Below are 14,758 nucleotides of genomic sequence, written 5' to 3'. Positions count from 1 at the left end.
TCCTAGTGCGGAATGCCAGAGGCCGCGCTTTCATCCACAAGCGCGCCTGTTGCGAAACGGCTGATGTCAAAGGGGCGGCTGATCTCGTGATGGCCGCCCGTGGCCATCAGATGTGCCAGCAGATACCCGCCCGCCGGGATCGCCTTGAAGCCGCCGGTACCCCAGCCGCAATTGAGATAGATGCCATCCACGCCCGACGGTCCGATAATCGGAGAACTGTCGGGCGTCACGTCGACGATCCCGGCCCAATGGCGCAGAAGCTTCACCTTGGCCAAGGCCGGCATCATCTCGGCCAGCCCGCCCAAAACGACTTCCTGCATCGGCAGGTTGCCGCGTTGACCGTAGGACGGCACTCGGTCCAGCCCACCGCCGACCACCAGCCCGCCCTTGTCTGATTGGCTGACATAAGTTCCCAGTGCCGGGCATAACACGACGGTATCCAGAACCGGCTTCAACGGTTCGGATACAAACGCCTGCAGCGCATAAGAATGGATGGGCAATTTGTACCCGGCAATTTGCCCCAGAACAGACGAATGCCCTGCCACAGAAGCGCCAATCACACCCGCGCGCACTTCACCCAATGACGTCTGCACACCGACGCAACGCCCGGCTTCCATCACAAAGCCTTGCACTTCGCAGTTCTGAATGATGTCTACCCCCAATTGGTCGGCCGCGCGCGCATATCCCCAGGCAACCGCGTCGTGCCGACCGGTTCCGCCACGCGGCTGATTGACACCACCATGAATCGGATAACGCGCATCGTCCCGGAAGTTCAGAACAGGAACCCGCTTGCGGATCTCTTCCCGGCTCAGCAGCTCGGCATCTATGCCATTCAGACGCATGGCGTTGTACTGCCGCGCGGCCATTTCCATGTCATGCTCGGAATGAGCGGTGACAAGCATTCCGCGTTGCGAGAACATGACGTTGTAGTTCAGCTCTTTGGACAGGCCTTCGTACAACCGGACCGAAAAATCATAAAGCGCGGCGCTTTCAGGATAAAAATAGTTGGAGCGGATCGCGGTGGTGTTCCGCCCGGTATTGCCGCCGCCAAGCCAGCCTTTTTCAAGTACGGCGACATTGGTCATCCCGTGGTTTTTGGCAAGGTAGTAGGCGGTTGCCAACCCGTGCCCGCCACCGCCGATGATCACCGCATCATAGGCTGGTTTCAGCGTGGCAGACCGCCAGGCTTTGGCCCAGCCTTTCTGACCGCGCAAACCTTCGCGAAAAACCTGAAATGCCGAATACCGCGTCATTCTTTCTTATCCATTGCCAGTGAATAGGCCACGAAACTCTGAATCAACTCAGCTGAAGGTTCCTTTCCGGTAAAACCCTTCAGGAACCCTTCGATCCGGCTGACTCGCACCTCCATGGTTTCGCGCATTTCTGCCGCGTGATATCCGATCTGCATGAAATACAGGATGCGGGCCCGCGCATCTGCGTCGCCTGCGTCGTAGCCGTGGCGCGCGTACATTTCGGTTATGGCGGCCAGTCGGGTTTTATCGGCGGCGTCGATCAGCGCATTGACCTGATCGTCCCGGCGCGCCCATTCCCGCACCGCAAAATCCAGCCCCTGATCGAACAGATCCGAGGTCACAAAGCAGCGGAAGAAATTGCAGACCGCAGCACAGATATCTGGCGCGGGTTTTGCGCAGTGGGTTACGATCGTTTGCGTGTTCCGCGCCTCCCACTCCTCCAGAAGCTTTGCCAGAAGATCCGCCCTGTCCTCGAAGTACCAGTAGAAGCTGGACCGCGAGACCCCAAGCCGACGGGCCAGAGACAGTATCTTCAGCTCGGCAACACCTTCGTGAACCAGAACGTCGCGCGACAGGTTCAGCCAGTCTTCACGCGTGACCTTGATGTTTCCGACCAGCGGGTCCTTTTCCGGGTCATCCCGGTTCAAAATGGGTTGGGCACGCTTGTTCATTCAACTCTCCGGCGGTGCACCGCCTTCCGCCGTGCGCTTTGCGATGAACTGTTTCAGGTTTTCGACCCGTGCACCATCCAAATCGGGTCTTTTGTCTGCAGCAAGAATATCTTTCCAGACCTTGGTCGCCCGCGCCGAGGCGTCAACTGAGCCGCGTTCGCTCCAGGTGCCGAAATTGGCATAGTCGTGCACAATTGGTTCATAGAATTCGGTGTTATAACGCTCCATTGTCTGCGGCGCGGCAAAGAAGTGTCCACAGGGTTCTACCTGCGACAGTGCCGAATCCAGTCCGATTTCATCGGCCCCCGCCACGCGCCCGGCGCAAAGTTCGGCCACCATGTTCAGAACCTCGGCGTCGGTGATGAGTTTTTCGTAGGAAACACTGAGCCCACCTTCGAGCCATCCTGCGGAATGAATGATCACCGTTGCCCCGGCCATCAGGCATCCCCACAGGCCAAACTGGTTTTCGTTTGCCGCCTGCACGTCGTTCAGATTGGACGCTGAACCGGCAGCGGAACGCCAAGGCAAACCTATGAAACGCGCCAGCTGCCCGGCCGCGAGCGAGGCGTGAAAATGCGCAGGTGTCCCAAAGGCGGGCGCCCCGGATTTCATGTCGACATTGGACGTGAACGTGCCGTAGCAGACCGGCGCACCCGGACGGGCCAGCTGGGTCAGCGTGATCGCCGCCAGCGCCTCGGCATGGCTGAGCGTAATCGCCCCGGCCACCGTGATCGGAGCCATCGCCCCCATCAGCGTGAAGGGCGTGACAATCGAAAGTTGCCCGTGTCGGGCAAAATCGATCAGGCCCTGCGCCATCGGGATGTCGAGTGTACGGGGACTATTGGTGTTAATGATCGTGTATGCATGTGGCGTGGCAAGGAATTCATCGTCCGACAGACCCCGAAAGTTCCTCAGCATCTCAAAATTGTCCATTGCCTGCGGTGTGCCACGGGAAAACAGGAACGGAAACTTGTCTGACAGCGTCAGTTGAACTTCGGTCGTGAAATAGTGCCGCAGATGGGTCGGCACATCCTGAGGTTCGACCGAAGGTGACAGCATCTGAAACACATCGAAATGATGGTTGATCTGCGTGTATTCCCTGTAGTCCCGCGCCGAACCCGCACGCCGCCCCCGTTCGAGGTCGGTCGCGTTGGGTGCCCCTGCCCCGGCTTGAAATACAAGGCTGCCAAGCTCCAGTGTCACATCCCGGTGTCGCGCCCCCGCGCGGCAGGTGATGGACTTTGGCGCCGTTGCCAGCGCCGCGTCGACCATGTCGCGTCCGATATACACCATTTCGGTGTCCTCATCGACGCGGGCACCGCCTTTCGCGAAAATAGCCCGGGCCTCTGGCAACAGAACTTTCACGCCCAGCTCTTTCAGCAATCGCAGGGCAGTTGCGTGCATGTTCGCGATCTCATCTGCCGCAAACACGTCCATCGCCGGAAACGGGTTTTTGAGCTGGCGGTAGTTCACATCGCGCGCCGGGGCGTTATCAGCCTTACCTCCGCGTCCCCTGCGCCTGCCACCCCGGCTGTTGCTTTCTGGGTTCATCGCATCACACTCTCATCGCCAGACCCTGGGGATCATAGGGCGATGCGGCGATCACACGCGCCGTTTTTTCAACGCCCACCACATGGATCTGCAACTTGGTCCCTTCCTCGGCACATTCCCGATCCACCATGGCCATGGCCAGCGACTTCCGTACTGTGTGCCCGTATCCACCCGATGTGACAAAGCCCACGCGCCTGCCATCTTTCCAAACAGGTTCATAACCGCTGGCATCTGCATCCTGGCTGTCGATCTCAACCGTGACGATGACCTGATCCGGTGTGGCCGTGCGTTCCGCTTCGGCCGCGGACTTTCCGATGAACGATTTGGACCAGTCAATCCATCGATCCATTCCCGTTTGCGCGGGCGTGTACGCCTGCGTAAACTCGGCCGACCAGATGCCAAAACTCTTTTCCAGCCGCAGTGACAGCAAAGCGTTGAAACCGACCTCACGTATGCCCAGATCCGCTCCGGCCTTCAGAAGTGTCTTGCGCAGAGCGATGTGTTCAGCCGCTCGACAGTGGATTTCGTATCCCAGCTCTCCCGCTACTGAAAGCCGGCCGACTTTGGCGCGGATCAGTCCGATATCGAACGTAGCGCACCCCATAAACCGAAGGTCGCCGATAGGGCCATCCGTCAGTTTTTCCAGAACCTTGCGGCTGTTTGGCCCCGATAGGCTGAACCCAACAATATCATCGGCAATGTCGCGGATCATGACGCCATCGGTCAGGTAGGTATTGAACCAGCGCATGTGCCATTCGCGCAGGTAGTAGCTGCCCATGATCCACCATGTGCCGTCGCCCCAGTTGAAGACTGTCAGATCACCTTTCAGCTTGCCTTCGGGGGACAGCATTGGGGCCAGGCTTGCCCGTCCGGGTCCAGGCAACTTGCTGGCCATCAGATTGTCCAGCCAGGCTTCTGCATTGGGGCCCGAGATTTCGAAACGCGAGAATCCGGAGATGTCCAGCAGCCCGACGGTTTCTCGAACGGCTTTACACTCCTCGGCCACGATATCGAATGCGTTGGAACGCTTAAGGGTGGGTGTTTCTGCGAAATCCTTGGCGGGGGCGAAGTACAGCGGAACCTCAAGTCCCCAACTGGCGCCCCACTGGCAGCCCGCTTCGGTCATGTCCGAATAGGCAGGCGCCATTTTCAGCGGACGGCCGGCCGGCAATTGTTCGTTCGGATAGGTCATCACAAACCGCCGGGTGTAAAACTGACCGGTGGTTTCCTTGATGTACTGCTTGTTCTCGGCAAATGGCCCGTAGCGCGCGACATCCATGCCAAAGACATCCGCCTCGGGCTCGCCATGGATCATCCATTCGGCCAGCGACTTCCCGACGCCGCCGCCTTGCAGAAAACCTGCCATCACCGCGCAGGCACACCAGTAGCCGGGCTTGCCGCGTACCGGACCGACCAAGGGGTTGCCGTCCGGTGAAAAGGTAAAGGCGCCGTTCACCCATGTTTTGACGCCCACATGCTGAAGATCCGGGAAACGCTCAAAACCCAGCGTCAGTTCTTTTTCAATCCGATCCGGGTCCTCCTGCTGCAACTCGAATCCGTATTCCCAGGGCGCGCCGTCCATCATCCAGTGTTCGTGATCGATCTCGTAAATGCCCAGCAGTATGCCGTTCTGATCCTGCCGCATGTAGGTAAAGCCTTCGAGATCGACGACCAGCGGCAGTTCTCGTTCCAGCTTCTCGACGGCCGGGATCGTGTCGGAGATCAGGTAATGATGGTTCAGCGGCGAGACCGGCAGTTCGATACCGGCCATGCGACCCACCTGCTTGGCCCACAGGCCCGCGGCGTTGACAACATGTTCGGCGTGGATCGTCCCCTTTTCGGTCACAACCTCCCATCCGCCCTGGGTCTGGTTCAATTCCAGAACTCGGTTGTGTTCTATGACTTCTGCACCGTGCTTCCTGGCCGCGCCCGCATAGGCATGGACCGTGCCGGTGGTGTCGATATATCCTTCGCGCTCGGCCCACATGCCGCCCAGAATCCCGTGATCGGACATGATCGGGCACAGTTCTTTGGCCTCTTTGGGCGACACGAGACGCACGTCGTCGATGCCGATGGCCTGAAATGTCCGATACGCCGATTGCAACCATTCCCATCGGTCGGGTGTTCCGGCCAGGGTGAGGCCACCAGTCATGTGCATCCCGACGGATTGTCCGGATTCCTTTTCGATTTCGGACAGCAGGTCGATCGTATAGGCCTGCAATGCAGCGATATTAGGGTCCGCATTCAGGGCGTGAAAGCCGCCTGCGGCGTGCCAGCTTGAGCCCGCGGTCAAAATGTTCCGCTCGATCAGACAGACATCTTTCCAGCCGAATTTGGCCAGATGGTACAAAACAGACGCACCGACAACGCCGCCACCAATAACGACCGCACGATAGTGTGACTTCATCGGTCCATTTCCTTCCCTGAGTGCTTTTGATCCGGACAGGCACAGTACTGTTCATAACTGTCCATTAGAGAACAGCATCAATAGACAGCTCTGTCCAGTGTTTTCTGCAAGGTACCCTTCGGGCACAAGCCCGCTTAAACTCGGACGCGGCCTAGTAGGATACCTTCAGGGTGTCACCGGTGATCACAAATGTCGGTGAATTGCCATCTATGGCATTTCCAACGAATTGCGCCACATCCAGTTCAGCCATGTTCGGAGCCTGAAGAACGGGGTACTCAACCCCGTTTTTCAGACCATGGCCGCGAGGGAAGGAAACAACCAACGTTACCGGGGAACGATTTACGTTTACGGCCCCGGAAACACTGAGCGTTGTGGGGTTCGTACCAAGCTGGACCTTCAGTATGCCATTGGTCAAATCCAGTTGTCCGATACCAAGACCGCCATCATGTCCGCTGAGGTCGAGCACGCCATTGCCGATCAACTGAACCGTTGCCGAGCCTCCGGTAGATTTGTCGGAAAACAGGACCTGACCACCATCGCCGCCGCGCGCCCCGGCATAAGCAATCAAAGTGGCACTGGCTGCGGTGCCCACATCCGTGAACGAGGTATATCCGCCCTCCTGACCCGGTTCATTGCCGCCCAGATTGTGAAAGATCGCAGTTTCTGCGGTCGGTGGAAGATTTGGCGCGCCGGTGCCGTAGGAAGATTCAAATATCGTATAGCCGCCAACCTGACCGGGGTGGTTCCAGATTGTCGCCTTACCGGCACTGGAAAAGAATTCGTTCGGGGGTTTGATTGAAAAGATCGTATGCCCCGCGCCCGAGTTGCGGTTTTCGGCACTTCCGAAATTCACAATGGTTGCGTTGGCGGCTGTGGCATAACCGTAGCGCGCTGTGAATTCGGTATGCCCGCCGCCTCCGGGCCAGTCTTTTGTTGCACCATAGTTGATATAGGTCCCGTCGCCCGCTGATGCGCCGGGATTGTCCATCGCAGGATAGTTGGGGTTGTTGTTGAAACTGGTCACGCCGCCATGCGCACCGTCGATTGTAGCCGGGTAGTTGTTGAACTTTCCCTGCCCGCCTGTCGCGCAGCCGTCAAAAGCGACGTCACCGCCATTGGCCCCATGCCAGTCCGCATCCACTGCGGTGCCGCCAAAATTCAGGTAGGTCGCCTGTCCGGCGGTCGAATAGTCGTAAAACTGCGTGTTGCCGCCATCACCGCCCGGGACAGTGCCACCGTGATTGATGAAAGTGCCCCGATCCGCAGATGCCGCCTGATGAAACACGGCATTGGCAAAGGTATCCCCGTCGCTGCCCAGAGTTCCAAAAATCGAAAAGGTCGCGGTTCCCGCGCGGGCACGTTCGCTGAATTTTACTGTGCCACCAAGACTGCTGTTTCTGTCCGGAGGGGGCACTTTCCCGGTTCTGAGGGTGAAGTACGCGGCCCCGGCATCGGCGTCGTCATGAAAGGCGATCGTGCCGCCCCCGTAGGTCGTTTCCAGCGACGGAGGGCCTGCGTAAAAACTGACCGGCCCCTCGCCAGCGGATGCAGAACCGGTGAACTTCAGCTGAGGTTGGTTGTAGGTTCCAAAGGACGCCACGATGAAGCTTTGGGTATTGAGCGATTGATTGACGATGCCGCGCCCGGTGATCGTCAGCGCGGGCTGCTTGGCAAGATCCCGGATTGTGAATGAATAGGCATCCGACTGTTCCGAAAATTCAAGACACTCGATCTGAGCCATTGAATCAGGAGTGAAGGTTATCGCGGTATGAGAGGATCCTCCGAACTGGGCGTTTGCCATCGGTATCTGATCTGTGTCCCAGTTGTTTGGATCGTTCCACTGATCTGAGGAGGGATTTGCTTTCCAATTTGCGCTCGTCATGACGAATTCCTCTTTGAACAAACAATAGGTCTTGGGCACGCTCCCGAGGGGCGGGTCAAAAGTAAAAGGATGCGCGTGTGCCGTTTGCACACGCGCCGGTCAGTCAAAATTCAAAAAGCCGCTTGAAAGTCGCCTTGTAGGCGTCAGACGCGCCACCCAACACCGGCGCGCCGTGGCCACAGAAAACGTGCCTGAATTCCAGAGCCGACAAGCGCTGAAAATCTTCGGCCTGCGGTTCGGACACCTGCATCCAGACCGGGCCGACATTGGCCGGTGTAAAGAACCCCATGCCTGCCATCATTTCGGCAGAATCCTTGCTGAAGAATTCGTCAGGGTTCAGATAGTTCTGCAATGCGTCGCACGCGATCATTACCCCGCCGTCCCGGTCGAGCCTAAAAATGCATTCAGGGGTCTTGGTGGTCTTGAAGGTAAAAAGCTGCGCGTCTGATACCGGCAGTTCGCCGCCTTCGACCAGTTCACGATCCACCGGAACGCCTTCCTGACCGGCACCGGGCTGGGCCCAGTAGGTGGCGCCAAATGTGTCCCGGTAAAAGGCATCGTCGGCTCCGTGCAAACCACCGACCTGAACGACGTCCGTGATCCGGCCCAACTGCTCAAGCGCCTTCAACCCGTCATCGGAAAGCCTGACTGCATTGAACAATATCAACCTGTCACCTTCGCGAACTATCGTCATGTTCCGGCTGAACTGCCAGTCAATATCATTGAAATGCATCTCTCGTGTGCCGGTGACGAAAAAAATGTCAGGCAAAGGTTCCGAGATGACTCCATGCGGAGACGCTGCCAGATGGCCCATAATACCCCCCTTTAAAAAGCCCTATCCTAGCCTTTTTTCGGCTGGCAGGGAAGTATAGTCGAATTGACCTGCATACTGATACTCATCCGCAAAGGCGTGCAGATAGGTGTTCAGACAGTCTTTCTGGTCCGGTCGCAGCCGGTCGTTAAGGATATCTTCGAGACATTCGGTCCCGTCGCTGGTGTCCAGTCGCTTGAGCAAAAACACCGTGACTTCCCTGCCGCCGAACCAGTCCTTCCCGATAGATTGCGCCGGACGCGCATTCGTCATGTCAAAGACAGATCCCGCCAACACCGTCAGGTGCCGGGCAAGCCCGGTGTGGTCAATGACACGGGGAACAGGTCCCGGGTCAAAGGCGGGCAGGACCGGTGGCTGAAGAACCGGATGCCGATTCAGCGCCGCAATATATTCCGGGTCAATGCCGGCCTCGGACGCCCCGCGCGCCAGAATGTTCAGATAACGGCGTGTTGGCAGGCAGGCGTCGTTGACAAAATCCGGCAAGCCAACATAGGCCAGCGCCTGCTCGGTCCCCTGAACAGTTTCGATGTCGACCACAGTCCGGTCATACCCCACGCCATAGGCTTCCATCTGGTCGAGCGCTGCAAGGTCGGCCTCGTTGCAGCAATGCAGAACGCCCAGAACCCGGTCCTGTGGGTTTCCGGTGTGTTCGATATTTCCAACGCCCCCTTCGTGGCGAAAGAAATGCTCGACATTGAACGTTAAACGCCACCCCCTGAGCGTCGCCGCACGGGACGCCGAAGGTGTGACGCCTTTAGCTCTTAATGAAGTAAAATTCATATTAGAGCCGTATCCAAAATAGTTAATCAAGGTTATGCTCTATCTTAATTTCATCCTGTGTAATAATGCAGGAGCCCGCGTTTGTGTCACAGTTTTTTTAAACAGTTCCTTGTAGTCTTTCGGGAAGGTAGTTTCTGCCTTGCATCTTGAAATCGCCGGATACCAGATCGAACAACAGATCGAGGCGTTTTACGCAAGTTCGCTTTTTCATGCCCGCAACAGCAAAAGCGGGCAGCCGGCGATTGTCAAAACCTTGTCTGCCGAGTTCCCCGACATTCGGGATGCCAAGCGGCTGGAACGCGAGTATTGGCTGTTAAACGAGCTAGGCAGCCTGGACGGGATTATCCCGGTCACGGATATGGTCTTCCTTGGCAATGGTGCCCCGGTCATGATCAGCCCCGCGACCGGATGGACCTTGTCGCACTACCTGCGCGCCAAACGAACCGCCACATGGCCGCTTGAGCGTGTTGTCGACATCATAATCCGGCTTACCACTGCGCTGGACGCCATCCATGCGCGCGGCATGGTTCACAAGAACATCGCACCACAGAATATTCTGCTGGATGACACGGACTGGAGCGTCCGGCTGATGAATTTCGAAATCGCGACGGCCCTGTCGCGGGAACATCAGGGGAAAGTCGCTTCGAAACTGATCGAGGGCCATCTGCCTTATATCTCGCCCGAGCACACCGCACGGATTTCGCACGATGTCGACTACCGATCGGATTTCTATTCTCTTGGTATCGTATTCTTTGAACTTTTGTTTGGGCAATTGCCATTCAGGGCCGAAACGCAACTTGAATGGGTCCATGCGCACATCGCCAAGCGGCCACGTGTCCCGGATGATGCCGGGGCATATGTTCCAGCGACGCTGATCGAGATTGTGCTGCGGCTTCTGGCCAAAAACCCTGAAGACCGCTACCAAAGCTCGTTTGGTCTGTTGCACGATCTTGAGATCTGCCGCCGAAGCCTCTCGCGCACAGGTGAAATTGCGCCCTTCGATATCGCGCAGCGAGACACGTCCGAAACGTTTCGTGTTCCGCAAGTGCTGATCGGACGCGATGCCGAGCTGGAACAATTGACCCAATTGCTTGCCAAGGTAGAGGCCGGCGCATCCGAGCTATGCCTGATCTCCGGCAGTTCAGGGGTTGGGAAAACCGCGCTGGTCGCGGAACTGAACCGGCCAATTCTTGAGGCGCGCGGCTTTTTTCTGCGCGGCAAGTTTGACCAGTTTGAAAGGGTCAGACCTTATAGCGGCATTGCCGCTGCATTTTCCGGGCTGGTTCAGGAACTGCTGGCGGAACCGCCAGAGTCACTGGCGACGTGGAAATCAAACATAGTCGGCGCATTGGGACGAAACGCACAAGTGTTGCTGGATGTCCTGCCGGATCTGGGGCTGATCATCGGACCGCAACCGCCGGTCCCGACCCTTCCTCCGACCGAGGCGCAGAACCGGCTGCAACTGACATTTCTAAGCTTCGTAAGGCTGCTGGCGGATGAAAACCACCCGCTGGTACTGTATCTTGACGACCTGCAATGGAGCGATGCACCGACACTTAACCTTTTGCAGAAAATGGCAACGGCCCGGGACATAGGTCATCTGCTTATTCTGGGCGCTTATCGCGAGAATGAAGTGGACAGCGGCCACCTGCTGAGCCTGATGCGCAAGGAGGTTGCCAAGACACGGGCGGTACATGATCTGACCTTGCCGCCGCTGGATCAGGCGGTCGTGAACCAGATAGTTGCCCGGACATTCCGAACGGATGAGGCGGACACGCAAGAGCTTGGCGCTGTTCTTTTTCAACGAACCGAAGGCAATCCCCTGTTTGTAAAAGAACTGCTTCAATCCCTGTTCGACGATGGGATGATTAACTTTGACCGCACACATGGTCGCTGGACATGGGATCTGGCTGCGATCAGGAAGGCCGAAATTGGCGATAACATTGTCGAGTTCCTGATTGGAAACCTGAACAAGCTTCCGGATGACACCAAGGAAACGTTGCGCATGGCCGCCTGTATCGGACACGAGTTCGACATGGCCAAGCTGTCTCTGATTCATCAGCGCTCTAAAGAGCAGCTGGGCATATCCCTGATGAGCGCCCTGGCCCGCAACATCATCCTGCCCTTGGACGACAGCTACCAGCTTTTCGATCAGGCCGCAGCTCTGACGGACGCCAGGGCAGATGCGGCAGTCAACCCGCGCTACCGGTTCCAGCATGATCGTCTGCATCAGGCCGCTTACGAGTTGATTGATGATGCCGAAAAACAGCCCGTTCATCTGTCGATCGGACGACTTTTGCAGAGCGAAGACACGGATGAGCCGCAAAACGAACGCCTGATCAAGATCGTTCGCCATCTGAACGTGGCGCGCGAACTGATCACCGGGAAAGATGACAAGCGCGAACTGGCAGAACTGAACCTGGCGGCTGCTCGCATTGCGCACAATGCGTCCTCGTATCAGGTGGCTTTGAACTATTTGCGTGTTGCCCGGTCCCTCCTTCCTTCGAACCCGTGGCAAGAGGCCTATGGGCTGACCAGATCGCTATCATCGCTCTATGCACAAACCGCCTATCTGAACGGCTTGCATGACGAGGCCGATGCCGAGTTGTCGCGCGCGCTGGAAAACCTTCGGACCTCGCTGGACAAGGCGCGCGTTTTGTCGATGAGAACAAGGCATTACTCGACCTTGGGCCGGATGAAAGATTCCATCGATTCCGCCCTGGAAGGTCTGGCCCTTCTTGGGATCAGGTTCACGGCGGACGTCTCGGATCCAGAGGTTGAAGCAGAAATCGCAGAAATTTCGGTCAACCTGGCAGGCCGGGAGATTGCCGATCTGATCAACGCGGGCCGTATGAGGGACGCCAATATGGAAACGGCGGTCGGGCTGTTGATGGAGATCTTTCCTGCGGCCTTTCTGTCAGGTGCCGGAAACCTGTTCCGTCTCTTGATCCTGAAATCCGTCAACCTGTCACTGCGGTTCGGAAACTCGGCCGAAACCGCCTTTGCCTACTCGACGTACGGGATGTTGCTGTGCGGGGGCATGAACCGCCCTGCTGAAGCGATCGCGTTCGGCAAGCTCTCGCTTGCTATGAACGAGGCATATGATGACATCGCCCTGAAATCCCGCATTATTTACGTCTACACGATGTTCATCCACCACTGGGGCCACCACTGGAGCACGATGACAGAATGGTTCACCCGCGGCTTGGAGGCGGGATACCAGTCGGGCGATCTGTTGTATCTGGCCTACAACGCTCAGGATTGCATCATCTGGAACCCGCGTCTGGATCTTGAAACCGCAATTGCCGAACAGTCGCGATACATGGTGATCGTCAAGGACTGCAACTATGCGGACAGCTACGATTCAGGCAGTCTTTTTCTGCAGATGTTGCAGAATTTCGCAGGCAACACCCGGGATTTGTATTCACTTAGCGATGACACGTTCGATGAAGTTTCCTGCCTGAAGGGAATGACCGAGCGCGGTTTCATGACAGGTGTCGCGAATTACCACATCTATAAGGCCGAACTTCACTGCCTGTACCGCAACTTCAAGGGGGCCGTTCCGCACGTAGCCGCGCAGGAAAGGTTGATGGACAGTGTCATGTCGCTGCCGCAATCCGTTCGGTTCCGGTTTCTGGCCTTTCTGACCTATTCCGCGACGTACCAGACATCCCCTGCGGACGAGCAACCGCACCTATGGCTGAAGATGGAAGAACACGCCAATCATATGGCCGACTGGGCCCAGCACTGCCCCGAGAATTTCAGCCATCTCGACCTTGCCATGCGCGGAGAGTTTGCGCGCTTGCAGGGCGATATGTTGAATGCGCTGTCGTGTTATACCCGGGCCGTCGCATGTGCCGAAGAGAACGGGTTTACCCGCGACCGGGCCATGATTCACGAACTCGCGTCGTCGGCCTTTGAGAAGATCGGCCAGAGTTTTGCGGCCAATGCGCATCTGGACGCTGCTCGCCGCCTGTATCACCGATGGGGTGCAAGGCGGAAAGTCGATTTGATGGATGCCGAGAACCCCACCCTTCAACTCATCGCACCAGCCCGTTCATCGGGGGACAGGGATGCAGAAAACAGCGGATACTCGATCTCGCACAGCGCTCTGGACTTGCAGGCGGTCATGAATGCGGCCCGCGCGATTTCGGGCGAAATCGTGTTGAGCAATCTACTGTCACGCACAATGCGCATTCTGCTGGAAAGCACGGGCGCGCAGCGTGGCGTTTTCCTGTCAATGAATGGCGATCAATTGCTGGCCGAAGTTGAATGCCTCGTCGAAGAGGGCGACCTGGAAACACGCAATATTCAGTTTGAACCCGACCCCGATACCCTAGCAATGTCCGTTGTCAATTATGTGGCCCGAACCCAGAAACCTCTGGTTCTCGACGATGCAGCCGGCCATCCGCGGTATGGCATTGATCCTTATGTCGTCAGGAATCAGATCCGCTCGGTCATGTGTGTTCCGGTGATCCGTTCCGACCGCTTTTCCGGGATTGCCTATCTGGAGAACAACCTGGCCGCCGGAGCATTCCCGGAGGAGCGGGTTGCAATTGCCGAATTGCTGACGGCGCAAGCCTCAATATCCATCGAGAACGCCAAGCTTTATGTCGATCTTGAGCAGAAGGTCGAACAGCGCACCGCTGAACTAAGTCAGAAAACAAATGCACTGGAAGCCGTTGCAAACCAGCTGTCCAAATACCTGTCACCGCAGGTATATCGATCGATTTTCGATCGCAGGAAAGAAGTCAGACTGACGTCGGAGCGCAAGCTTCTGACGATCTTCTTTTCGGATCTGGTCGGGTTCACCGAGCTTGCCGAACAGATGAGTTCCGAAGATCTGAAGACATTGCTGAACCACTACCTGTCAGAAATGTCCGAAGTTGCTTTGTCTTTTGGCGCGACCATCGACAAGTTTGTCGGCGACGGAATTGTCATCTTTTTTGGCGATCCGGAAACCCGCGGGCCTGAAAATGATGCCATTGCATGCGCCAAAATGGCGATTGCCATGCGTGACAGACTTGGAGCGCTGCGCGAGGAGTGGCTGAAAGAAGGCATCCGAAAACCTCTGGAATGCCGCATGGGCATTCACACCGGATACTGCACCGTTGGCAATTTTGGCAGCGAGTCCCGGATGGATTACACCCTGATTGGCCGCGCTGTGAACCAGGCCTCGCGCCTTGAAAACGCTGCGCGCACCGGTAGCATTCTGATTTCGCAGGACACGTATGACCGGATCAAACCCGAAATCGCCTGCGTCGAACATGGAACGGTTGAACTGCGCGGCATCGGGGCGCCCGTCAGAACATACGAAATCACTGGTCTGAAACAGGACGAAAACACCTGAGGTACATGAAAGACATCAATTGTCCCGTTCTT

General features: G+C 57.1%; 8 protein-coding genes. 1 reads left to right on the top strand and 7 read right to left on the bottom strand.

What is annotated here, in order from left to right; all coding sequences use genetic code 11:
- Positions 1-2 precede the first annotated feature (2 nt).
- The 7 genes from ACR0J2_RS13755 to ACR0J2_RS13725 all read right to left on the bottom strand — a co-directional run bounded on the left by ACR0J2_RS13755 (position 3) and on the right by ACR0J2_RS13725 (position 9,406).
- Entirely contained in the window at positions 3-1,253 is a 1,251-nt protein-coding gene (locus ACR0J2_RS13755; RefSeq protein ID WP_480812913.1) for a sarcosine oxidase subunit beta family protein, read from the bottom strand.
- Positions 1,250-1,924 (bottom strand): TetR/AcrR family transcriptional regulator, encoded by a 675-nt coding sequence (locus tag ACR0J2_RS13750; protein ID WP_170808161.1) that lies wholly within the window; start codon positions 1,922-1,924, stop codon positions 1,250-1,252. Before ACR0J2_RS13750 ends, ACR0J2_RS13755 begins: the two co-directional genes overlap by 4 nt.
- Positions 1,925-3,475: a trimethylamine methyltransferase family protein gene (locus ACR0J2_RS13745; protein ID WP_480812912.1), complete on the bottom strand. Its 1,551-nt coding sequence runs from the start codon at positions 3,473-3,475 to the stop codon at positions 1,925-1,927.
- A gap of 4 nt (positions 3,476-3,479) precedes the next feature.
- On the bottom strand, positions 3,480-5,882 hold the full coding sequence (locus ACR0J2_RS13740) for a GcvT family protein (RefSeq protein WP_480812911.1): 2,403 nt from the start codon (positions 5,880-5,882) through the stop codon (positions 3,480-3,482).
- Between the two features lie 151 nt (positions 5,883-6,033).
- Positions 6,034-7,764: a hypothetical protein gene (locus tag ACR0J2_RS13735; protein ID WP_480812910.1), complete on the bottom strand. Its 1,731-nt coding sequence runs from the start codon at positions 7,762-7,764 to the stop codon at positions 6,034-6,036.
- Between the two features lie 103 nt (positions 7,765-7,867).
- The gene (locus tag ACR0J2_RS13730) at positions 7,868-8,578 is read right to left on the bottom strand and encodes an MBL fold metallo-hydrolase (RefSeq protein ID WP_480812909.1); all 711 of its coding nucleotides are present in this window, start codon (positions 8,576-8,578) and stop codon (positions 7,868-7,870) included.
- A gap of 21 nt (positions 8,579-8,599) precedes the next feature.
- On the bottom strand, positions 8,600-9,406 hold the full coding sequence (locus tag ACR0J2_RS13725) for a gamma-glutamylcyclotransferase family protein (protein WP_480812908.1): 807 nt from the start codon (positions 9,404-9,406) through the stop codon (positions 8,600-8,602).
- A 109-nt stretch (positions 9,407-9,515) separates the two neighbouring features.
- Here ACR0J2_RS13725 and ACR0J2_RS13720 point away from each other — a divergent pair, with 109 nt between their 5' ends.
- A complete protein-coding gene (locus tag ACR0J2_RS13720) occupies positions 9,516-14,726 on the top strand; it encodes an AAA family ATPase (RefSeq protein ID WP_480812907.1) in 5,211 nt (1,736 codons plus the stop codon).
- Positions 14,727-14,758: the final 32 nt, after the last annotated feature.

This window comes from Ruegeria sp. CG4 (assembly GCF_056537185.1).
The sequence above is the reverse complement of the archived record's forward strand: the minus strand, read 5'-3'. Positions and strand labels throughout refer to the sequence as shown.